A 21,396-nucleotide genomic window follows, 5' to 3' on the forward strand; every position below is an offset into this window, starting at 1 on the left:
ACGGCCCCCATGACGGCGCTGACCATCACCCGCTTCCACCGCACCCGCCTGATGCAGATCTGGCGCTCGGCCGGCTGGCCCTGCAAGGACGCGCTGGAGATCGACCTGCTGGCCGCGCAGCTCGTGGCCCTGCACACCTCGCCCGAAGGCTTCGAGACCCTGAAGCTCACCGAGAACGGCATCCGCACCCTGGCCGAGGCGCGCCAGCGTGGCGTGCGGGCGCTCAGTGCCCATGACCGGCTGGGCCAGAAGTTTGCCGCGCACCTGCTGGCCTCGGGCCGCATCGTCTGGCGCGAGCTGTCGCTGCGCGCCGTGATCGAGGCCGCAAGGTCTGAAACGCCGCCACCCCCCCCGGCGACCAGCAACCCGCTGTGGAGCGAAGACACGCCCGCCAGCCGCAAGGCGGCCAATGTCTGGCGCATGGCGCGGCCAGACCTGTTCTCGGTGCGCAACACCACCGTGCCGGCCTACCTGCAGCCCATGGTGCACGAGATCAAGTACAGCCGATCCGATCTGCTGTCGGACCTGCGCCACGACGCCAAGCGCCAGGCCTACCAGTGGCTCTGCGAGGAGTGCTACTACGTGTTCCCGGCCGGCGTGGCCGAGCCCGAGGAGATCCCCGAGCACTTCGGCATCTGGGTGCTGCACGGCGGGCTCGACGATGGCCGCTTCGAGCTGTTGCGCCCCGCACGCCATGCGAGCTGCGCCCTGCCCTTTGCCGTGTGGATGGCCCTGTGCAAGGCCACGCCGCTGCGCAGCGAGGAAGAGCTGGCGCAGGCGCACCTGGGCGAACCCGCTGCAGACGACCTGCCTCCCTGTACCGAGGCCCCATGACCTACACCGTGGCGGTACGCGAGCTGTGCGAGTTCACCGCCAAGCAGGGTGACCTGGACCTGCGCTTCACGCCCGCCCCCACGGCCCTGGAAGGCATGGCCGGCCATGCCGTGGCCGCCGCGCGCCGGGGAGAGAACTACCGTGCCGAAGTCGCGCTGGCAGGCAGCTACAGGAGCCTGCGCGTGCGCGGCCGGGCCGATGGCTTCGACCCGGAGCATGCGCGGCTCGACGAGGTCAAGACCTTCAAGGGCCGGCTCGACCGCCAGCCCGCATCGCACCGCGCGCTGCACTGGGCGCAGGCGCGCATCTACGGCTGGCTGCTGTGCGCGCAGGAGGGCCTGGACCAGATCGAGCTGGCGCTGGTCTACTTCGATATCGGCAGCCAGAAGGAGACGGTGTTCACCGAGCGCCGCACGGCCGACGAGCTGCAGCAGCACTTCGAGGCGCAGTGCGAGCGCTTTCTCGCCTGGGCCGAGGCGCAGGTGGAGCACCGCGCGGCGCGCGATGCGGCGCTCGGTACGCTGGCCTTTCCCTTCGGCGGCTTTCGCACCGGCCAGCGCCCGCTGGCCGAGGCCGTCTACAAGGCCGCCAGCGCCGGCCGCTGCCTCATGGCGCAGGCGCCCACAGGCATCGGCAAGACCATGGGCACGCTGTTCCCGCTGCTCAAGGCGGCACCCACGCAGCGGCTGGACAAGGTGTTCTTCCTGGCCGCCAAGACCTCGGGCCGGCAGACCGCCCTCGACACCCTTGCGCGCCTGTGCGACAGCGCCCCCGCCCTGCCGCTGCGCGTGCTGGAGCTGGTGGCGCGCGACAAGTCCTGCGAGCACCCCGACAAGGCCTGCCACGGCGAATCCTGCCCGCTGGCCCAGGGCTTCTACGACCGGTTGCCGGCTGCGCGTGCGGCCGCGTTGCAGCCCGGCACGAGTGGTGAACGCATCACCCTGCACCAGGCCGAGGTGCGCAGCACGGCGCTGGCGCACCAGGTCTGCCCCTACTACCTGAGCCAGGAGCTGGCGCGCTGGGCCGACGTGGTGGTGGGCGACTACAACTACTACTTCGACATGGGTGGCCTGCTGCACGGCCTGGCCCAGGCCAATGGCTGGCGCACGGCGCTGCTGGTGGACGAGGCGCACAACCTCGTGGACCGGGGCCGCAAGATGTACACCGCCGAGCTGCGCCCCGATGGCCTGGCCCTGGCACGCAAGTCCACCAGCGCCAGCCGCTACCCCGCGGTCAAGAAGGCGCTGGACAAGGTGCGCCGCGCCTGGGTGGCGCTGGACAAGCAGCAAACGAGCGCCTACGCCGTGCACGAGGCCTTCCCCGAAGACCTGCTCACAGCCCTGCAGCAGTGCGGCAACACCCTCACCGACCACTTGGCCGAGCACCCGGCAGAGCCCGACACCGCGCTGCAGGCCTTCTACTTCGACGCCCTGCACCTGGTGCGCATGGCCGGACTGCTCGACGCGCATTCGCTGGTGGACGTGACCCAGCCCAAGGCGCCAAGCCTGCCCAAGGCGGCGCGCGCGCCCGGCAGCTCCACCCTGTGCATCCGCAACCTGGTGCCCGCGCCCTTCCTGGCACCGCGCTGGGAGGCCGCGCACACCAGCACGCTGTTCTCGGCCACGCTGCAGCCACAGCGCTACTACACCGACCTGCTGGGCCTGCCCGAGGACCACCTGGCCATCGACGTGGAATCGCCGTTCCAGGCAGCGCAGCTGTCGGTGCAGGTGGCGCGCCACATCTCCACCCGCTACCCGGACCGCAAGGCCTCGCTCGCGCCCATCGTGGCACTGATGGCCCGGCAGTTCGGGGACCGGCCGGGCAACTACCTGGCCTTCTTCAGCAGCTACGCGTATTTGCAGCAGGCCGCCGCGCTGCTGGCCGAGCGCCACCCCGCGCTGCCGCACTGGAGCCAGTCGCGGCGCATGCTCGAATCGGAGCAAAAGCAGTTCCTCGCGCGCTTCACCGAAAGCAGCGAGGGCATCGGCTTCGCGGTGCTGGGCGGCGCCTTCGCCGAGGGCATCGACCTGCCGGGCCGGCGCCTGATCGGGGCCTTCCTGGCCACGCTGGGCCTGCCCCAGGTCAACCCCGTGAACGAGCAGGTCAAGGAGCGCATGCAGGCGCTGTTCGGCGAGGGCTACGACTACACCTACCTCTACCCCGGCCTGCAGAAGGTGGTGCAGGCCGCCGGCCGCGTGATCCGCACGCCCAGCGACGAAGGCGTGGTGCACCTCATGGACGACCGCTTCGGCCGACCCGAGGTGCGTGCGCTGCTGCCCACCTGGTGGGCGCAGTCAGGCCGCTGACCGGCGGGCCGCCGCCCAATCGGCCACCTGCCCAGCCACCCAGGCCGGGTCGTCCAGCGGCAGGTCGTGCCCGGCCCAGGGGTGCAGCACCAGTGGGCAACCCCAGGCGCTGGCAATGGCCTGCGAGCACCTGCTGCTGACCAGGCCGTCCTGTGCACTGCCCAGCAGCAGCATGCGCTCCAGCGGGCAGGTGCGCGGTGCCCGGTAGCGCGCCGCCGCCGCCAGCTGGCGCACGGCATTGGCGCCCGACACCGGCCGTGCCTGGCGCGCCGCCACCCACGCGTCCACCACGGCCATGCGCTCGTCCGCCCGGTTGCTGGTGAGGCGCAGCACGGTGGCCTCGGCCTCGCGCGGGCTGCTGGCCAGCAGCACCCCGCGCACCAGGGCGCCCCAGTTGCGCGGCCGCAGCCGCCGGTAGAAGGGGCTGAAATTGCCAAAGCTGGTGTTGATGAGCACGCAGCCCTGCACCTCGGCCGGTGCCGTGCACGCCCATTCGGTGGCGACCATCGCCCCCAGCGACATGGCAAGCAGGTGGTACGGCCCGGTGATGCCGCGCTGCGCCAGTTCCGCCCGGCACTGCGCCACCATGGCCGCCACCGACAGCGGACTCTGGCGCGCATGCCACTGGCCATTGCCGGGCAGGTCCAGCATCAGCACCTCGGCGCCTGGCATGGCCGCCTGGAAGGCCTCCTTGAACCCGCCCCAGTGCACCGCCTCGCGCGTCAGGCCGCGCAGAAAGATCCAGCGGATCGACTCCCGTGCCATGGGGTCAGTACCATGCAGCCAGCGCATCGGCCCTGCGCTGTACGCGCGCCTCGGGCGCGGGCACCCAGCGCTCGTTGCTGCCGGCCGCGCGCGAGAGGAAGTCGAGCAGCGGCATGTGCCGGCGCAGCACGCGCTGCAGGCGGTGGTTGATCAGCGGGTTGAAGATGCCCTTGCGCGAGAACAGCTGGCGCGGGTTCTTCTTGATCCAGCGCCAGGAACCCATCTCCAGCGTCAGCGGCAAGAAGGTGCGCGTCGGGTCGTTGCAGGCCTGCATGTACAGGTGGTCCCACAGGTCGCCGTGCGTGAGGTACTGCGCGCTCTGCGGCTCGATGATGTAGGGGTGGTAGGCATGGGCCTGCAGAAAGATCTCGTGCAGCGCATGCAGCTCCGGCAGATGTGCAATCGGCTTGCGCGTATGCGCGAACGGAAACCACAGCCGGTCGCTGATGCCGAAGCCCGAGTGGCAGTCCAGCGCGATGCTGAAGGGGCGCGAGAGCAATTCCTCCTGCACCACCTGGCACAGGGCCCGGCTCTCGGCCTCCATGGTCGCCCCGGGCTTGCCGCGGTACCAGGGCAGGCCCGCGCTCAACCGCTGGCCGCCGATCAGAAAGGGCACGCGGTCCAGCGCATCCACCGGGGCATTGCGCATCAGGTCCACGCCATTGGGGTTGGCGCGCGTTGCAGCCCACATGCCGCCCGGGTTCACGATGGGCATGAACACCAGGCGCACCTGTTCGAGCTGCTGGTTCAGCGCCATGTCCCAGGGCAGGCGCGTCACTACGTTCTGCAGGTAGGCGATCACCACCTCGGCGCCGATGCCCTCGAGCCCGTGGATGCCGCCGAAGAAGCCCATGGCCGGCACGCTGCGGTCCGGGTTGCCCAGGCTGATGGCATGCACCGGGAAGCGTTCGCCGGAGGCCAACTCCACGGTGTGCACCACACGCGCCTCCAGGCGGCTGCCACCCTGGTCGATGATCCTCTCCAGTGCCGCGAGCTCGGGCAGAACGATGTCGGGCACGGTAGGTTGGGGCGTGTGAGATGACAGGGGAAACAGGTGTAACAGTGCTCGCGCAGCGCAAGCATAGCGCTGCGCCCCAGGTGCAAGAAGCCCTTGTTGCAGGCACGTTGCGATTTGCACCACTGACGCGAAACCGTCACATGGCGGGGCTATCTTGGAGCCGCACCACACAACCAAGGGGAGGTCCCATGCTCTGGAAACTACTCGGATTGCAGCGCTTGTTCGACGAGCTCTTCGACGAACGCTGGTTCTCGTTCGACCTTCCTGACAACGACCATTTCTTCCATGACGAACCGCTCCCGCTCTCCGCGCAGGATTAAGCCGCTGCGCGCGGCGGCCCTCTTCGGGCTCATGGGTTGCGCCATGGCCTGGGGCCTGGTGGAGCTGTTCGCGCTGCAGCGCTCGCGCTACCACGCCTGGCGCGGGCGCCACCACCACCCTGCCCTGCCGCGCTGAGGCGCCACCACCCACGCCTGGCCATGCAATGCCGCGACCAGAGCCCCGGCGAGGAGCTGGCCAACAGTGCCAGCCATGCCCTGGCACTGCTGGCCGCCGTGGTGGCCACCCCCTTCATCGTGGCCTCGGCCCGGCCGCAAGGCACGGCCAGCGTGGCCGGTGCCATCGTCTTTGCGAGCACCATGGTGCTGCTGTACCTGGCCTCCACGGTGTACCACGCGCTGCCTGAAGGGCGCTTCAAGCAGGCGGCACTGAAGCTCGACCACGGCGCCATCTACCTCTTCATCGCAGGCAGCTACACGCCGTTTGCGCTGCTGCGGCCCGATGGCGACTGGAACCTGGCCCTGCTGGCCCTGGTCTGGGCCGTGGCCACGCTCGGCCTGGTGCTCAAGGCGCTCAACCGCTTGCGCACGGCCTGGCTGTCCACGGGCATGTACCTGCTCATGGGCTGGCTGGCGCTGGTGGCCGCCCTGCCCCTCATCGGCCACCTCACGCAGTGGAGCGCGCACTGGCTCATTGCTGGCGGCGTGGCCTATACCGTGGGCGTGGCCTTCTTCGTGCTCGATTCGCGGCTGCGCTATGCGCATGCCGTGTGGCACGGCTTCGTGGCCGCGGGCACGGGCTGCCATGCCGTGGCCATCATGGGCTACGGCGGCTGAGCGCCGGGGCCTTCAGGCAACCACCGCGGCCTCTTCCCGCAGCACCGCACCGCTGGCCGCCTTTGCCGTGTGGCGGTTTACCGGCACGGGCAGCTGGAAGTGGCTGCGCAAGGTGTCGCCTGCATATTCGGTGCGCAGCAGGCCGCGCGCCTGCAGCACCGGCACGGCCAGTTCGACGAAGGCCTTGAGCGAGGTGTTGGGCAGGGCCTCGAAGAAGTTGAAGCCATCGGCCGCACCGCCTTCGAACCAGCGCTGTATTTCATCGGCCACCTGCTCGGCCGTGCCCACAAAGGTGCGCCGCGGCCGGGCATGCCACAGGGCCACCTCGCGCAGGGTCAGGCCCTGCGCGCGCGCATGCTGCTTGATGCGGTCGCTGGTGCTCTGCTGGCTGTTGCGGCCCAGTTCGCCCAGGTCCGGAAAGGGTTCGTCCAGCGGGTACTGCGAAAAGTCGTGGTCGTTGAACGGCCGGGCCAGCGCGGCAATCGCATTCTCGATGGGCACCAGGGCGGCCAGTTCCTCGTAGCGGCGCTCGGCCTCCTCCTCGGTGCGGCCCACGATGGGGCGAAAGCCCGGCAGCAGGAACACCTCGTCAGGGTCGCGGCCTTCGGCGCGCACGCGCGCCTTCACGTCACGGTAGTAGGCCTGCGCCTCCTCGAAGGTATCGGCATGGAAAAAGATGGCATCGGCGCGCTGGGCGGCAAACGCCTTGCCGTCGGGCGATGCCCCCGCCTGGAAGATCACCGGCTGGCCCTGGCGCGAGCGCGCGATGTTGAGCGGCCCCTCGACGGCGAAGAACTCGCCCTGGTGGTCCAGCCGGTGCAGCTTGGCGGGGTCGAAGAACCGGCCCGTGGCCTTGTCGCGCAGCAGCGCATCGTCCTCCCACGAATCCCACAGGCCCTGCACCACGTCCAGGTGCTCGCCCGCCAGGCGGTAGCGCACGTCGTGCGCATAGTGTTCCTGGCGCCCGTAGTTGCGCGCGCTGCCGTCGAGCCAGGAGGTGACCACGTTCCAGCCCGCACGCCCGCCACTGATGTGGTCGAGCGAGGCGAACTGCCGGGCCACGGTGAAGGGCTCGCTGTAGCTGGCAGTGACAGTGGCCACCAGGCCGATGTGCGTGGTGACCGCCGCCAGCGCCGAGAGGATGGTCAGCGGCTCGAAGCGATTGAGGTAATGCGGGCTGGAGCGCGGCGTGATGTGCACGCTGTCGGCCACGAAGAGGAAGGTGAAGCGCGCCTGCTCGGCCAGCTGCGCCTGCTGTGCGTAGAAGCGGAAATTCACGCTGGCATCGGTCACGGCGTTCTCGTGCCGCCAGTCGCCCCAGCCGGCGCCCACGCCGTGCAGCACCAGGCCGAATTGAAGGGTGCGTTGCTTCGGTGCGCTGCCTGCGGTCATGCCATGGGTCCTTGGATCGAAACCCTCAGCGTAGGCCGGCGTTGCGCAGCAGCCAACGAAGAAAAACAGATATCGCTACTTGTCGTCGCCACCAACGGAAAAAGCCCTGCAGTGCAGGGCCTCGAACCGGCTGGGCCGTGGGCGGCCCCGCTGGATCACAGCTTGGCGATGGACACCTCGGTCGACTTGACCAGCGCGACCACGTCGGAGCCGACGACCAGCGCCAGCTCGTCGACCGAGCGGGTGGTGATCACCGAGGTGACGATGCCCCAGGGGGTTTCGACATCGACTTCGGACACGACGTCGCCGCGAACGATCTCGCGCACTTTGCCCTTGAACTGGTTGCGTACGTTGATGGCTTGGATGGACATGAATTTCTCCTTGAAAAGTCCGAAAAATGGGGTAAACGGGTGAAAAAGGTGGAATGCGGGCTGTCAGTCACACGGCCCAGCGCAGGCCGTGCGCAGGCACGCCGGGCCAGCGTGCATCGGCGGCGCTGGGCTCGGCATCGGGCTTTTGCAGCACGCGGTCGAGGATGCGCTTTTCGATCGCGGCAAACGCGGCGTCGCCATGCGAACGCGGGCGCGGCAGGTCGATCAACTGGTCGAGCGCGATCTGCCCGTCCTCGATCAGGATCACGCGGTCGGCCAGGGCCACGGCCTCCTGCACGTCGTGGGTCACCAGCAGCGCGGTGAAGCCGCTGGCCTGCCACAGGCCTTCGATGAGGCGGTGCATCTCGATGCGGGTCAGCGCGTCGAGCGCGCCCAGGGGTTCGTCGAGCAGCAAGAGGCGCGGGTTGTGCACCAGGGCGCGCGCCAGGGCCACGCGCTGGCGCTGGCCGCCCGACAGGCGTGCCGGCCATTCGCCGAGCCGGTCGCCCAGGCCCACGCGGGCCAGCACGTCGGCCGCTGCGCCGCGGCGCTCGGGCGGCAGGCCCAGGGCCACGTTGTCGGCCACGCGCTTCCACGGCAGCAGGCGCGAGTCCTGGAACATGATGCGCGTGTCCTGGCTCAGGCCGTCCACGGCCTGGCCATCGAGGCGGATGGCGCCGCCCGAGACGGATTCCAGCCCCGCCACAAGGCGCAGCAGCGTGCTCTTGCCGCAGCCACTGCGGCCCACGATGGCCACGAACTGGCCCGGCTCGATCACGAGCTCGGTCTTCTTTAGCACCTCACGGGCGCCGTAGCGCTTGTCCACGCCGCGCACCTCCAGGCGCACGCCGTTGTTGCTGCTGTCTCGCGATGGAACATTGGTTTGTGCCATGGTGTCAGGCTCCTGGCTTGAAGAGGGCCACTTCCAGCGTGTTCACACGCCGGGGCAGCAGTTTCTCGGACAGGAAGGCATCGGCGATGCGCTGCTGCTCGGACAGGCCCGCAGGCAGCACGGCACGCACCTCGTAGCTGCGCCGGCTGTTGGCCTGCTCCACCGTGGCGGCATCGAGCCCCCACACCGGCGCCAGCAGCGCCGCCGCGTCCTTGGGATTGCCCTTGACCCAGGTGCCGGCCTTCTGCAGCTCGGCGAACAGCACGCGCAGCACGTCGGCGCGCGCCTGGGCATAAGGGGTGGAAGCCAGGTAGTAGCGCTGGTAGGAGGCCACGCCCTGGCCATCGGCCAGCACGCGCACGCTCGACTGGCGCTGCACGGCGGCGAGGAACGGGTCCCACACCACCCAGGCATCGATGGCACCGCGCTCGAAGGCGGCACGGCCGTCGGCCGGCGTGAGGTAGGCGGGGTCGATGTCCTTGAACGACAGGCCGGCCTTCTCCAGGGCGGCGATCAGCAGGTAGTGGGCCCCGGCGGCCTTGGCAAAGCCGATCTTTTTGCCCTTGAGGTCGGCCACGGTCTTGAGCGGCGAATCGGCGCGCACCACGACGGCCTGGGCCGAGGGCGATGGAGCCTCCTGCGCCACGAAGGTCAGGGCCGCGCCGGCCGCCTGGGCGAACACGGGCACGGTGTCGGCCACGTCGGCACTGACATCGATGTTGCCCAGGTTCAGGGCTTCGAGCAGCGGCAGGCCGCTGGTGAATTCGTGCCAGGTGACCTTGGCGCCCAGCGGGGCCAGCAGTTTTTCGAGCGTGCCCTGGGTCTTGAGCACCACGATCAGGGTGGACGACTTCTGGTAGCCGATGCGCACGGTATCGGGCTTGGCGCCGCTTTGCGCGCTGGCCAGGCCGCTGGCCGTGGCGGCCAGGGCTGCCAGTGCACCGAGCGTGGTGCGCCGGGAGGTGGGGGAGGAGAAAGACATGGAAATCCTTGGAGCCCCTCTGGCGGGGCATGCATGCATTGGGGGTGTTCAGGTGCTCTGGTAGCCGGGGTGCCAGCGCAGCCAATAGCGCTCCAGCGTCTTGGCGAAGACGTCGGCCAGCTTGCCCAGCAGCGCGTACAGCAAAATGCCCACGAGCACGATGTCGGTCTGCAGGAACTCGCGGGCGTTCATGGTCAGGTAGCCGATGCCCGACTGCGCCGAGATGGTCTCGGCCACGATCAGGATCACCCACATCAGGCCCAGCGAGAAGCGCAGGCCCACCAGGATGCTGGACAGCGCGCCCGGCAGGATGATCTGGCGGTACAGCTGCCAGCGCGACAGGCCGTAGGTGCGGCCCATCTCGATCAGGCCCGGGTCCACGTTGCGGATGCCGTGGAAGGTGTTCAGGTAGATCGGGAAGAAGACCGACACGCTGATCAGGAACAGCTTGGCCGACTCGTCGATGCCGAACCACAGGATCACCAGCGGGATCAGCGCCAGCGCGGGGATGTTGCGCACCATCTGGATGGTGGAGTCGAGCAGGGTCTCGAACAGGCGCACCGAGCCCGTGAGCAGCCCCAGCGCCAGGCCCAGACCGCCGCCGATGGCCAGGCCCGCGAGGGCCCGGCCGGCGCTGACCTTGACGTGGGTCCACAGCTCGCCCGATGCGGTCAGCGTCCAGGCGGCCTTGACGACCTCCAGCGGCGCGGGCAGCACCCGGGTGGAGAGCCAGCCCAGCGACGAGGCGATCTGCCACACGACGATCAGCGTGACGGGCACGGCCCAGGGCAGCAGGCGCAGCAGCACGCCCTTGGCAAAGCGCAGCGCGGGCGATGCAGCCAGCGGCGCCAGGCTGGCGGCGTCGATGGAATCGGCCACGGGCGATGCCTGCAGCTCACGGGTGGTGGTGGTCATGCGAACTCCTGTCGTTCGGTGTCGGGTTCCAGAAATTCCAGCTGGTTGCCCGCCGGGTCTTTCACGTAAAAACGCAGGTAGCCGGGCAGCGCCCGGTTCTCCACCAGCGGCAGCTGGGCCTGCAGCAGGCGCCCGCGCAGCGCCGGCAGGTCCTGCACCTCCAGCGCCAGGTGCGACACCGAGGGCGCGCCCTGCCAGTGGTCGGTGGGCACCAGGTCGATGCGCTGGGTGCCGGCGGCAAAATGCAGCGCATTGCCCGCCGCTATGCGCACCTCGGGCAGGCCGAGCAGGCTGCTGTAGAAATTGCGGATGGGTTCCTCGGCCCCGGCCGGAAAGGCCAGTTGCACGTGGTTGATGGAATGGATGGCCATGGGCGATCTCCTTGGGTGCGGTGCGGCGCTCAGCTTTGCGAGGCGCGCGGGGGCAGTTCGTTGGCGACGGATTCGCCGAACGGGCCCAGCGGGTTGCCGCCGGTGAGCTTCTCGCGCACGGCCAGCGGCAGCAGCGGGAACACCAGCTCGGCAAAGCGGTAGGCCTCCTCCAGGTGCGGGTAGCCCGAGAGCACGAAGGTATCCAGGCCCAGGGCCGCGTACTCCTCGATGCGCGCGGCCACGGTCTGCGGATCGCCCACCAGGGCCGTGCCCGCGCCACCGCGCACCAGGCCCACGCCGGCCCACAGGTTGGGGCTGATCTCCAGGTCGGCGCGCGCACGCTTGGCACCGCCGGCATGCAGGCGCGCCATGCGCCGCTGGCCTTCGGAGTCCATGCGCGAGAACACCGCCTGGGCGCGCACCACCGTCGCGTCGTCCACATGGCTGATGAGCTCCTCGGCAGCGGCCCAGGCCTGCTCGTCGGTCTCGCGCACGATCACGTGCAGGCGGATGCCGAACGTCACCGTGCGGCCCTTTGCCGCCGCGCGTGCCCGCACGTCGGCCACCTTCTTGGCCACCTCGGCCGGGGGTTCGCCCCAGGTCAGGTAGGTCTCGACCTGCTCGGCCGCCAGGTCGTGCGCCGCCTCGGACGACCCGCCGAAGTACACCGGTGGATGTGGGTGCTGCAGCGGCGGGAAGAGCAGCTTGGCGCCCTTCACCGTGAGGTGCTGGCCTTCGAAATCATAGGTCTCGCCGGTGTGGCTGCGCGCCATGATCTCGCGCCAGATGCGGATGAACTCGGCCGACTGCTCGTAGCGCGTGGCATGGTCCAGGAACACGCCGTCGCCCTCGAGCTCGGTCTGGTCGCCACCCGTCACCAGGTTGATCAGCAGGCGCCCGCCCGAGATCCTATCGAACGAGGCCGCCATGCGTGCCGCCAGCGCGGGCTGGTGCAGGCCCGGGCGCACGGCGACGAGGAACTTGAGCTTCTTGGTGACGGCGATCAGGCTCGAGGCGATCACCCAGGGGTCTTCGCACGAACGGCCGGTGGGGATGAGCACGCCCTCGTAGCCCAGGCTGTCCGCCGCCACGGCCACCTGCTGCAGGTAGTCGTGGCTGAGCTGGCGCGCGCCCTTGGAGGTGCCCAGGTAGCGGCTGTCGCCGTGGGTGGGTATGAACCAGAAGATCTGCATGGAAAACCTCTTTGTTGTGGCGTCAGTAGGAGATGGCGAAACCGAACCGGGGAGCACCCACACCCGCGCAGCGCGGCCGGGTGGGCAGCCCCCAGGAGCTGGCGGTCACGCACAGCACGCGGCGCAATTGCTCGTGCAGCGGAAAGGGCATGGGGGTGTGCATGGACGGCTCCCGGGGAACGGTCAGGCGCCCAGGTCTACGGGCGCGGCATGCAGCAGGTTCAACCTCTTGGGGATGAGCTTGAGCTCGAAGAAGGTGTCGGCAATCGACTGCTGCTCGGCGATGATTTCGCGCGTCACGGGGGCCGTGCCGAACTTGGCGCGGCTCAGGTACAGGTCGGTGATGCTGCGGTCCAGGCCCAGCACCGTGGTCAGCTCTGCGGCCGCTGCGGCCTTGTTCTTGGAGGCCCAGGTATCGATGGCATTGACCTCCTCGATGGCGATGCGCAGCACATCGATGTTGCGCGTGGCGTAGTCGCGCGAGGTGAAGTAGTAGGCACGGTTGTTGACCACGCCGGTGGCGTCCACCAGCAGGCGCGCGTCCAGCGTCTTCTGGGCGGCGGCCAGGAACGGGTCCCAGATGATCCAGGCGTCCACGGCACCCTTCTCGAAGGCGGCGCGGGCGTCTGCCGGGGCCAGGAAGATCGACTGCACGTCGCCGTACTTGAGGCCGTTCTTCTCCAGCAGCTTGACCAGGAAGTACTGCACGTTGGAGCCCTTGTTGTAGGCCACGCGCTTGCCCTTGAGGTCGGCCACGCTGCGGATGGGCGAATCCTTGGGCACGATCACCGCCTCCAGCGCCGGGCGCGGCACGGTGGCACCGGCATACACCAAGGGAGCACCGGCGGCCTGGGCAAAGATCGGCGGGGCCTCGCCCACATCGCCGAAGTCGATGGCGCCCACGTTGAGTGCCTCCAGCTGCACCGGGCCGGCGTTGAATTCGGTCCAGGTGACCTTCACACCCAGCGGTGCCAGGCGCTTTTCGAGCGTGCCGCGGCCCTTGAGGATGGACAGCCAGCCCTTCTGGTGGCCGACGCGCAGCACGCGCCCCGACGAGGCCTGGCCGAAGGCCGTGCCGCTGGCGGCACCCAAGGCGGCAGCAGCCAGGCTGGACAGGACCACCTGGCGGCGGCGGGAAGAGATCAGGGCTTGTGTCATGGTGATGTGTCTTTCAGCAATGTCTGGTTGTGCGGTGGCCGGCCAACAGCGAGCGCCGGGGCTTGCCTGCGGGCATGCAGCGGCCTGGCCTGCCCGCATCGGCGGGTACCGGCTCGAAGAAAACGAAATGGGGAGAAAAAGGGAGAGGGGTCCCGCCAGGCGCCTGGAAAGGCGCCGGCAACACCCACGGCGTCAGACGCTACATCGCACCTGCGAGAAATGCACCGGCGCAAACCGGCCCGTTTGCGCTGCGGGTGGGCGCAGGGTTTCGGTGATCAGCACGTTGACCGCTTCGTCCAGGCGGGCAGCGATGTCGGCGTGCAGGTCGTAGGCGCCCTCGGGCGTCAGGGCCACCTGGGAGTCGGTGGCATAGATGCCGGGCAGGATGCTCTTGGCGCCCAGCGACTGCAACACGGGCCGCAGGGCATAGTCCAGCGCCAGCATGTGGTGCGGGCTGCCGCCCGTGGCCAGGGGCAGCACGACCTTGCCCTTGAGCGCGGTCTGCGGCAGCAGGTCCAGGAAGACCTTGAGCACGCCGCTGTAGGCGGCCTTGTAGACCGGTGTGGCGACCACCAGCACGCGGGCCTGGGCCACCTGGTCGATGGCGCCGACCACCGTGGGGTGGGCGAAATCGGCCAGCAGCAGGGCCTGGGGAGACAGGTCGCGGATGTGGATGCGATCCACCAGCGCCCCGCGCACCGACAGGCGTTGGGCCACGGCGTCCAGCAGGGCGGCTGAGCGCGAGCGTTCCGACGGGCTGCCGGCAATGAGAAGGGCGGACATAGGATGAAGCAATTCGTAAGGGCGTGGCTCTGCAAGCGCCACCGTGGAGCCGGCCATGCCGGGCCACGGGTGGCGCCCTTCGAGGGCAAGCGGCCACAGCAGGCCGCTTCGGGGTGGGCTTATTTCTTCGTGTAGATCTGGTCGAAGCTGGCGTTGTCGGCGAAGTGCTCCTTGGCCGCCTTGTCCCATCCGCCGAAGGCGTCGTTGATGGTGAACAGGTTCAACTTGGGGAACTGCTTGGCGTACTTGGCCTTGGCCTTCTCGGACACGGCGGGGCGGTAGAAGTGCTTGCCGGCGATGTCCTGGCCTTCCTCGGTGTACAGGTACTTGAGGTATTCCTCGGCCACCACGCGGGTGCCCTTCTTGTCCACGTTCTTGTCCACCACGGTCACGGCGGGCTCGGCCAGGATGGACAGCGAGGGCGCGATCACGTCGAACTTGGTGCCGAATTCCTTTTCGAGCAGGTAGGCTTCGTTTTCCCAGGCGATCAGCACGTCACCCTGGTTGCGCTGGGCAAAGGTGATGGTGGAGCCGCGCGCGCCGGTGTCCAGCACGGGCACATTGCCGTAGAGCTTGGCCACGAAATCCTTGGCCTTGGCATCGCCGCCGAGCTTGCGCTTGGCGAATTCCCAGGCAGCCAGGTAGTTCCAGCGGGCGCCGCCCGAGGTCTTGGGGTTGGGCGTGATCACGCTGATGCCGGGCTTGATGAGGTCGTCCCAGTCCTTGATGCCCTTGGGGTTGCCCTGGCGCACCACGAGCACGATGGTCGAGGTGTAGGGCGAGCTGTTGTGTGGCAGGCGCTTTTGCCAGTCCTTGGGGATCCAGCCGCCGTTGGCGTTCAGCGCATCGGTGTCGCCGGCCAGGGCCAGGGTGGCCACGTCGGCGTCCAGCCCGTCGATGATGGAGCGCGCCTGCTTGCCCGAGCCGCCGTGCGACTGCTTGATCGTCACGTCCTGGCCGGTCTTGCCCTTCCAGTATTTGGCGAAGGCCTGGTTGAAGTCCACGTACAGTTCGCGGGTGGGGTCGTACGAGACGTTCAGCAGGGTCACCGACTGCGCAAACGACGGCAATGCCGTCAGGGCCAAGCTGCCCACCAGAGCGGCGGCAAACGGAAACTTGATAAAGTCACGGCGAAAATTCATGGAGAGCCTCTTTAGGATTGAATGCGGACAGGTGCTGAACACCGATGGGCCGCATTCTGGAAGGCCTCCATCAAAACTGAAACAACTAAGATTTCAGTTCTTTATACCGAAAATATCTGAGCACCTCGCTCAGCCAACAATTCACAAGGAAATCCCCCATGGCACGCACCGTTCAATGTATCAAGCTCGGCAAGGAAGCCGAAGGCCTGGATTTCCCCCCCTACCCCGGCGAGCTGGGCAAGCGCATCTGGGAAAGCGTGAGCAAGGAGGCCTGGGCCGGCTGGCTCAAGCACCAGACCATGCTGGTCAATGAAAACCGCCTGAACCTGGCCGACGCGCGCGCCCGCCAGTACCTGGCGCGCCAGATGGAGAACCATTTCTTCGGCGGCGGTGCCGACGCCGCAGCAGGCTACGTTCCACCGAGCCCCTGAGCACACCCTCGCCCATATCCATGTCCGAGCCTGTCGAATGGCTGCCGGACGGCACCCCCTACAGCCCCCGCTTCGGCGACCGCTACCACAGTGAAAACGGCGGCCTCACGCAGGCCCGCCAGGTGTTCCTGCACGGCTGCGGGCTGCCGCAGGCCTGGGCCGGGCAAGCGCAATGGCGCATCCTGGAAACCGGCTTCGGCTTCGGCCTGAACTTCCTGGTGACCTGGGCCGCCTGGCGGGCCGATCCCGAGCGCTGCACGCTGCTGCATTTCGTCTCCACCGAGGCCTGGCCCGTGGGGGCCGAGGACCTGCTGCGCGCCACCACCGTGCACCCCGAGCTGGCGCCTCTCGCGCGCGAACTCCACGCCCATTGGTGGGGCCTGCTGCCGGGTGTGCACCGGCTCAGTTTCGACGAAGGGCGCGTGCTGCTCACCCTGTACGTGGGCGACACCCAGGCCATGCTGCGCCAGCAGATGCCTACGGTGGATGCCGTCTACCTCGATGGCTTCAGCCCCCAGCGCAACCCGGAGATCTGGGACAGCCACACCCTCAAGGCGGTGGCGCGCTGCTGCCGGCGCGGCACGCGCCTGGCCACCTGGACCATTGCCCGCGCCGTGCGCGATGCCCTGGCGCAGTGCGGCTTCGAGGTCACCCGCGCGCCCGGCGTGCCGCCCAAGCGCGACAACCTGCACGCCACCTACAACCCGCACTGGGAGCCGCGCACCGCGCCCCAGGCCCAGGCGGAGCCTCGGCCACCGGGCGACTGCATCGTGATCGGCGGCGGCGTGGCCGGTGCGGCCAGCGCAGCCAGCCTGGCGCGGCGCGGCTGGCGCGTGCAGCTGCTGGACCAGGCGGCGGCGCCGGCGGCCGGCGCCTCGGGCCTGCCCGCCGGCGTGTTCGCCCCCCATGTCTCGCCCGACGACAGCCTGCTCTCGCGCCTGTCGCGCAGCGGCGTGCGCGCCACCCTGGCCCAGGCCCACGTGCTGCTGTGCGAGGGACAGGATTTCGGCCAGAGCGGCGTGCTGGAACGGCATGCGGCCGACAAGGCCCGCAACAAGGTGCTGCCCGCCACCTGGGCCGACGGCCCCGGCAGCGACTGGAGCCAGAGCGCCAGCGAAGGCACGCTGCAGCGCGCCCATCTGCCGGCCGACACCCCCGCCAACTGGCACCCCCATGCCGGCTGGCTGCGGCCGGCGCGCCTGGTGGGCGCCCTGCTGGCCCAGCCGGGCATCACCTGGCACGGCGGCTGCCGCGTGGCGCGCCTGCAGCGCCTGGGCGATGGCCCGGATGCCCCGTGGCAGGCGCTGGACGCCCAAGGCCATGTGCTCGCCCAAGCGGCGCTGGTGGTGATTGCCGCTGGCGCCGACAGCCGCACGCTGCTGGCCAACCACTGGCCCCTGCAGTCCCTGCGCGGCCAGGTGTCCATCGGCACCTATGCGCCGGGAGAGGCGCCGCTGGCCCCGTTTCCACTCAATGGCAACGGCAACCTGGTACCCGACTTTCCGCTGTCGGACGAGCCGGATGCACCCCGCGCCTGGATCATGGGTTCGACCTTCGAGCGCGGCATGACCACCCTGCCCCCGACACCCGCCGAGCAACGCGAGGCGCACGCCGCCAACCACGGCAAGATGCAGGGGCTGCTGCCCAGCGCAGCCGAACGCCTGCAGGCCGGCTTTGCCGGCCCGGCCACCGGCCTGCGCACCTGGGCTGCCGTGCGCTGCACCCTGCACGACCGGCTGCCCGTGGTGGGCCCGGTCGATGCGGCGGCCCTGCCGGGGCTGTGGACCTGCACGGCCATGGGCGCGCGCGGGCTGACCCTGTCCGTGCTGTGCGGCGAACTGCTCGCGGCCCGGCTGCAGGGCGAGCCCCTGCCGCTCGACGCCAAGCTGGCCAAGGCGCTGGGCGCCGAACGGCTGGCCGGTGTGTAACCAACATGCGACAACGGCGGGGGCGCACGGCACCCCCTCGCCAACCCGCACCAATATTGGCGCATAAGCTTATCCGCATAAGGGAAGGACAAAACAATAGTTTGTTTCCATAAGGAGCGCTCTTACATTCGCTGCCATGCATGATTTGGCGTTTGTATTTGCGGGTTTTGCGGTAGGGCTCATCGTCGGCCTGACCGGTGTCGGCGGTGGCTCGCTGATGACGCCTGTGCTGATCTTCTTCTTCGGCGTCAAGCCGCACCTGGCCATCGGCACCGACCTGCTGTTCGCCGCCTTCACCAAGATGGGCGGCACGGTGAGCATGGCGCGCCAGCGCCTGGTGCCCTGGCGCGTGGTGGGCCAGTTGTGCGCGGGCAGCATCCCCGCGGCCATCCTGGCGCTGTGGGCGCTCAAGGAACTGGGCCCCGCAAGCGCCCAGGCGCAGCGCATCATGACCACCACGCTGGGCTTTGCCCTGCTGCTCACGGCCGCCGCCACGCTGTACAAGGTGATCGCCTTTTCGCGCCAGCGCCAGGCAGCCGACCAGGCCCTGCGCCTGGCCAATGCCGAACAGGCCACCCGCCCGCGCCACTGGAGCCTGCCGGTGCTGCTGGGCGCGGTGATCGGCACGCTGGTGACCTTCACCTCGGTGGGCGCGGGCGCCATCGGCGTCACCGTGCTGCTGCTGGTCTACCCCCTGTTGCCACTGCCACGCATCATCGGCGCCGACATCGCCTACGCCGTGCCATTGACCCTGGTGGCAGGGCTGGGCCATGCCTCGCTCGGCTCCGTAGATTGGAGTTTGCTTGCACAATTGCTGGCTGGCTCGCTGCCGGGCATCTGGCTGGGCTCCCGCCTGGTCACCCGCACGCCCGAGCGCCTGATCCGCTCTGCCTTGTCCGTCCTGCTGGCCTGGGCAGGCGCCAAATTGATTCTGATTTAAGCCCACGACGATGTACCAATACACAGAATTCGACAAGACGTTCGTCCACCAGCGCGCGCGCCAGTTCCGCGACCAGCTCAACCGCTGGCAGGCCGGCAAGCTCGCCGAAGACGATTTCCGCCCGCTGCGCCTGCAGAACGGCTGGTACGTGCAGCGCTACGCGCCCATGCTGCGCGTGGCCGTGCCCTACGGCGAGATCGCCAGCCGCCAGCTGCGCGTGCTGGCCACCATCGCCCGCGACTACGACGAACCCGAAGCGGCCGTGTTCAAGGCTGCCATGGAAGGCCAGGGCCTCTTGGGCACCACCTTCCTGCCCAAGAACTGCGCCCACTTCACCACGCGCACCAACGTGCAGTTCAACTGGATCCCGCTGTCCAAGAGCGCCGACGTGATGGACCTCTTGGCCAGCGTGGACATGCACGGCATCCAGACCAGCGGCAACTGCATCCGCAACACCACCACCGACGCGCTGGCCGGCGTGGCCGTGGACGAGCTGATCGACCCGCGTCCCTACGCCGAGATCCTGCGCCAGTGGACCACGCTGCACCCCGAGTTCGCCTTTTTGCCGCGCAAGTTCAAGATCGCCATCAGCGGCGCCGCCGATGACCGCGCTGCCACGGGCTGGCACGACGTGGGCCTGCACATGGCCAAGAATGAAGCCGGCGAGATCGGCTTCAAGGTCTTCGTGGGCGGCGGCATGGGCCGCACCCCGGTGATCGGCACCGTGATCCGCGAGTTCCTGCCCTGGAACCAGATCATGAACTACATCGAGGCTATTGTGCGCGTCTACAACGAGCACGGCCGCCGCGACAACAAGTACAAGGCGCGCATCAAGATCCTGGTCAAGTCCGAGGGCCAGCAGTACATCGACGACGTGGAAGAAGAGTACCGCCAGATCATGGAGATCGACGGTGGCCCGCACACCGTGCCCCAGGCCGAATTCGACCGCGTGGCCGCCTGCTTCGTGCCGCCCGTGCTGGCCGACATCGCCGATGCCGATCCCGCCGCGCTGGAAGCCGCACTCCAGGCGCAGTCCACCGAACACGTGGCCTTCGGCCGCTGGCTCAAGCGCAACGTGCACGCCCACAAGAATGCACAGCTGCGCGCCGTCACGCTGTCCTTCAAGCGCCCCGGCCAGTCGCCCGGCGACGCCACCAGCGAACAGCTCGTGGCCCTGGCCGACTTGGTGGACAAGTACTCCGCCGGCGAAGCCCGCGTGACGCACGACCAGAACGTGCTGCTGCCCTGGGTGCATGCCAGCCGCCTGTTCGAGCTGTGGCAGGAAGCCAAGGCCCTGGGCCTGGCCAGCGCCAACGTGCAGTTGCTCACCGACATGATCGCCTGCCCCGGCGGTGATTTCTGCTCGCTGGCCAATGCGCGCTCGCTGCCGATCGCCGAGGCCATCACGCAGCGCTACCAGGACCTCGACGAGCTCGACGACATCGGCGAGATCGACCTGCACATCAGCGGCTGCATCAACAGCTGCGGCCACCACCACAGCGGCCACATCGGCATCCTGGGCGTGGACAAGGACGGCAAGGAGTGGTACCAGGTCACGCTGGGCGGCTCCGACGGTTCCGACCTGTCCGGCCCGGCCGTGGCCGGCAAGGTCATCGGCCCCTCGTTCTCGGCGGCCGAAGTGCCCGACGTGATCGAGGCCGTGCTCGGCACCTACCGCGACCTGCGCGAAAGCGGCGAAACCTTCCAGTCCACCGTGCGCCGCGCCGGCCTGGACCCGTTCAAGGAAGCCGCCAAGACGGCACGCCACAAGGACGAGGCCGTGGCTGCAGCCTGAGCCCGGCCCAGAAAAGAGATGGACACCCCATGAAGATACTTGCATCCCAAGACCACCAGGCCCCTGCCGAAGGCGACACCCGCACCGTGGCGCTGGCCAACGATGCCGACGCGCTCAAGCTCAGCCTCGACGGCGTGGAACGCGTGGACCTGCATTTCCCCAGCTTCACCGATGGCCGCGCCTTCAGCCAGGCCTTCCTGCTACGCCGCCGCCGCGGCTTTGCGGGCGACATCCGCGCCACGGGCGACGTGCTGATCGACCAGCTGGTGCAGATGCAGCGCACGGGCTTTTCCTCGGCCGTGCTGCGCGAAGGCGTGGACGCTGCCGATGCCCAGCGCCAGTTCGAGATGTTCCCTGGCTTCTACCAGGGCGACGCGGTCCACCACCAGCCGATCTTTGCCGACAAGGCCGCCACCGCCTGACACCATGAGCCAATTCGATCTCGCATCCATCAATGCCGAACTCGGCCGCAACGCCGAGGGCCTCGTCGCCTGGGCCCTGGGCCTGGGCCAAAGCCCCATCGTCACCACCAACTTCCGCCCCTTCGAGGCCGTGATCCTGCACATGGTCAGCCGCGTGCAGCCCGATGTGCCCGTGGTCTGGATGGACAACGGCTACAACACCGAAGCCACCTACCGCTTTGCGGACGAAGTGACGAAACAGCTCGGCCTGAACCTCAGGATCTACCTGCCGCGCCGCTCGCGCGCCCACCGCGAGGCGGTGGAAGGCGCGACGCCCGGGCTGGACGACCCACGCCATGCGGCTTTCACCGAGGAAGTGAAGCTCGAGCCCTTTGCCCGCGCCCTGCGCGAGACCGCGCCCAAGGTCTGGTTCACCGCGCTGCGCGCCACCGACACCGCCGTGCGCGCCCAGATGGACCCGGTGGGCATCAACCCCGACGGGCTGATCAAGGTCGCGCCGCTGCTGCACTGGTCGTCCAAGGAGCTGTACGAGTACTGCCAGAAGCACGGCCTGCCCAACAACTTCGACTACGTGGACCCCACCAAGGGCGAAGAGAACCGCGAGTGCGGCCTGCACATCGCGCATTGACTCTATCGCAGACCC

General features: G+C 68.9%; 23 protein-coding genes and 2 pseudogenes. 12 read left to right on the forward strand and 13 right to left on the reverse strand.

The features are described from left to right. The first annotated feature begins 9 nt into the window (after positions 1 to 9). Positions 10 to 834: a hypothetical protein gene (locus AC07PF_RS12985; RefSeq protein ID WP_494612154.1), complete on the forward strand. Its 825-nt coding sequence runs from the start codon at positions 10 to 12 to the stop codon at positions 832 to 834. After that, positions 831 to 3,140, forward strand: coding sequence for an ATP-dependent DNA helicase (locus tag AC07PF_RS12990; protein ID WP_494612155.1), 2,310 nt, complete (start codon positions 831 to 833; stop codon positions 3,138 to 3,140). Before AC07PF_RS12985 ends, AC07PF_RS12990 begins: the two co-directional genes overlap by 4 nt. On the opposite strand, the gene AC07PF_RS12995 is transcribed toward AC07PF_RS12990, so the two are convergent. Beyond that, a complete protein-coding gene (locus AC07PF_RS12995) occupies positions 3,129 to 3,905 on the reverse strand; it encodes an alpha/beta fold hydrolase (RefSeq protein ID WP_494612156.1) in 777 nt (258 codons plus the stop codon). The genes AC07PF_RS12990 and AC07PF_RS12995 overlap by 12 nt on opposite strands. Positions 3,906 to 3,909: 4 nt before the next feature. Then, the gene (locus AC07PF_RS13000) at positions 3,910 to 4,923 is read right to left on the reverse strand and encodes a M14 family zinc carboxypeptidase (protein WP_494612157.1); all 1,014 of its coding nucleotides are present in this window, start codon (positions 4,921 to 4,923) and stop codon (positions 3,910 to 3,912) included. Between the two features lie 188 nt (positions 4,924 to 5,111). On the opposite strand from AC07PF_RS13000, the gene AC07PF_RS13005 reads away from it, so the two are divergent. Genes AC07PF_RS13005 through trhA form a run of 3 tightly spaced genes read left to right on the forward strand, consistent with a single transcriptional unit; the run spans position 5,112 to position 6,038 of the window. Continuing rightward, positions 5,112 to 5,243, forward strand: coding sequence for a hypothetical protein (locus AC07PF_RS13005; protein ID WP_007857124.1), 132 nt, complete (start codon positions 5,112 to 5,114; stop codon positions 5,241 to 5,243). Beyond that, positions 5,209 to 5,379, forward strand: coding sequence for a hypothetical protein (locus AC07PF_RS13010; RefSeq protein ID WP_007857123.1), 171 nt, complete (start codon positions 5,209 to 5,211; stop codon positions 5,377 to 5,379). The genes AC07PF_RS13005 and AC07PF_RS13010 overlap by 35 nt, the downstream gene beginning before the upstream one ends. Before the next feature lie 23 nt (positions 5,380 to 5,402). Continuing rightward, on the forward strand, positions 5,403 to 6,038 hold the full coding sequence (trhA, locus tag AC07PF_RS13015; protein ID WP_494612158.1) for a PAQR family membrane homeostasis protein TrhA: 636 nt from the start codon (positions 5,403 to 5,405) through the stop codon (positions 6,036 to 6,038). A 12-nt stretch (positions 6,039 to 6,050) separates the two neighbouring features. Here trhA and AC07PF_RS13020 read toward each other — a convergent pair whose 3' ends face one another. Both AC07PF_RS13020 and AC07PF_RS13025 read right to left on the reverse strand, forming a co-directional pair. Further along, the gene (locus AC07PF_RS13020) at positions 6,051 to 7,430 is read right to left on the reverse strand and encodes an LLM class flavin-dependent oxidoreductase (RefSeq protein ID WP_494612159.1); all 1,380 of its coding nucleotides are present in this window, start codon (positions 7,428 to 7,430) and stop codon (positions 6,051 to 6,053) included. Between the two features lie 155 nt (positions 7,431 to 7,585). Next, entirely contained in the window at positions 7,586 to 7,801 is a 216-nt protein-coding gene (locus tag AC07PF_RS13025; RefSeq protein ID WP_007857120.1) for a TOBE domain-containing protein, read from the reverse strand. A 199-nt stretch (positions 7,802 to 8,000) separates the two neighbouring features. Here AC07PF_RS13025 and AC07PF_RS13030 point away from each other — a divergent pair. Then, positions 8,001 to 8,213: pseudogene (locus AC07PF_RS13030) on the forward strand (hypothetical protein); the annotation flags it as partial. Here AC07PF_RS13030 and AC07PF_RS13035 read toward each other — a convergent pair. The 9 genes and pseudogenes from AC07PF_RS13035 to AC07PF_RS13075 all read right to left on the reverse strand — a co-directional run. Then, positions 8,208 to 8,693, reverse strand: a pseudogene (locus tag AC07PF_RS13035) (ABC transporter ATP-binding protein); the annotation flags it as partial. The pseudogenes AC07PF_RS13030 and AC07PF_RS13035 overlap by 6 nt on opposite strands. Before the next feature lie 4 nt (positions 8,694 to 8,697). After that, positions 8,698 to 9,675 carry an aliphatic sulfonate ABC transporter substrate-binding protein gene (locus tag AC07PF_RS13040; RefSeq protein WP_494612160.1) on the reverse strand — a complete coding sequence of 326 codons (978 nt, stop codon included), beginning with the start codon at positions 9,673 to 9,675 and terminating at the stop codon, positions 8,698 to 8,700. A 48-nt stretch (positions 9,676 to 9,723) separates the two neighbouring features. After that, positions 9,724 to 10,590: an aliphatic sulfonate ABC transporter permease SsuC gene (gene ssuC, locus AC07PF_RS13045; RefSeq protein ID WP_007857117.1), complete on the reverse strand. Its 867-nt coding sequence runs from the start codon at positions 10,588 to 10,590 to the stop codon at positions 9,724 to 9,726. Further along, positions 10,587 to 10,961: a VOC family protein gene (locus tag AC07PF_RS13050; RefSeq protein WP_007857116.1), complete on the reverse strand. Its 375-nt coding sequence runs from the start codon at positions 10,959 to 10,961 to the stop codon at positions 10,587 to 10,589. The genes ssuC and AC07PF_RS13050 overlap by 4 nt, the downstream gene beginning before the upstream one ends. A gap of 29 nt (positions 10,962 to 10,990) precedes the next feature. Beyond that, positions 10,991 to 12,154: an FMNH2-dependent alkanesulfonate monooxygenase gene (gene ssuD / locus AC07PF_RS13055; protein ID WP_145698610.1), complete on the reverse strand. Its 1,164-nt coding sequence runs from the start codon at positions 12,152 to 12,154 to the stop codon at positions 10,991 to 10,993. Between the two features lie 22 nt (positions 12,155 to 12,176). Next, positions 12,177 to 12,317 (reverse strand): hypothetical protein, encoded by a 141-nt coding sequence (locus AC07PF_RS13060; RefSeq protein ID WP_007857114.1) that lies wholly within the window; start codon positions 12,315 to 12,317, stop codon positions 12,177 to 12,179. 20 nt (positions 12,318 to 12,337) lie between these two features. Continuing rightward, positions 12,338 to 13,312 carry a sulfonate ABC transporter substrate-binding protein gene (locus AC07PF_RS13065; RefSeq protein WP_494612161.1) on the reverse strand — a complete coding sequence of 325 codons (975 nt, stop codon included), beginning with the start codon at positions 13,310 to 13,312 and terminating at the stop codon, positions 12,338 to 12,340. A 192-nt stretch (positions 13,313 to 13,504) separates the two neighbouring features. Beyond that, the gene (gene ssuE / locus AC07PF_RS13070; protein WP_007857112.1) at positions 13,505 to 14,095 is read right to left on the reverse strand and encodes an NADPH-dependent FMN reductase; all 591 of its coding nucleotides are present in this window, start codon (positions 14,093 to 14,095) and stop codon (positions 13,505 to 13,507) included. Between the two features lie 119 nt (positions 14,096 to 14,214). Next, positions 14,215 to 15,237: a sulfate ABC transporter substrate-binding protein gene (locus AC07PF_RS13075; protein WP_007857111.1), complete on the reverse strand. Its 1,023-nt coding sequence runs from the start codon at positions 15,235 to 15,237 to the stop codon at positions 14,215 to 14,217. A gap of 158 nt (positions 15,238 to 15,395) precedes the next feature. Here AC07PF_RS13075 and AC07PF_RS13080 point away from each other — a divergent pair, with 158 nt between their 5' ends. The 6 genes from AC07PF_RS13080 to AC07PF_RS13105 all read left to right on the forward strand — a co-directional run bounded on the left by AC07PF_RS13080 (position 15,396) and on the right by AC07PF_RS13105 (position 21,381). Beyond that, positions 15,396 to 15,668, forward strand: coding sequence for an oxidative damage protection protein (locus AC07PF_RS13080; RefSeq protein WP_007857110.1), 273 nt, complete (start codon positions 15,396 to 15,398; stop codon positions 15,666 to 15,668). Positions 15,669 to 15,688: 20 nt separating this feature from the next. Beyond that, entirely contained in the window at positions 15,689 to 17,596 is a 1,908-nt protein-coding gene (gene mnmC, locus AC07PF_RS13085) for a bifunctional tRNA (5-methylaminomethyl-2-thiouridine)(34)-methyltransferase MnmC2/FAD-dependent 5-carboxymethylaminomethyl-2-thiouridine(34) oxidoreductase MnmC1 (RefSeq protein WP_494612162.1), read from the forward strand. Between the two features lie 136 nt (positions 17,597 to 17,732). After that, positions 17,733 to 18,536: a sulfite exporter TauE/SafE family protein gene (locus AC07PF_RS13090; protein ID WP_007857108.1), complete on the forward strand. Its 804-nt coding sequence runs from the start codon at positions 17,733 to 17,735 to the stop codon at positions 18,534 to 18,536. Positions 18,537 to 18,546: 10 nt separating this feature from the next. Next, positions 18,547 to 20,331, forward strand: coding sequence for a nitrite/sulfite reductase (locus tag AC07PF_RS13095; RefSeq protein WP_007857107.1), 1,785 nt, complete (start codon positions 18,547 to 18,549; stop codon positions 20,329 to 20,331). 29 nt (positions 20,332 to 20,360) lie between these two features. Next, positions 20,361 to 20,753 (forward strand): DUF934 domain-containing protein, encoded by a 393-nt coding sequence (locus AC07PF_RS13100; RefSeq protein ID WP_494612163.1) that lies wholly within the window; start codon positions 20,361 to 20,363, stop codon positions 20,751 to 20,753. A gap of 4 nt (positions 20,754 to 20,757) precedes the next feature. Beyond that, entirely contained in the window at positions 20,758 to 21,381 is a 624-nt protein-coding gene (locus tag AC07PF_RS13105) for a phosphoadenosine phosphosulfate reductase domain-containing protein (protein ID WP_145698602.1), read from the forward strand. Positions 21,382 to 21,396: the final 15 nt, after the last annotated feature.

The sequence above is a fragment of the Acidovorax sp. GW821-FHT10A04 genome (assembly GCF_059415825.1).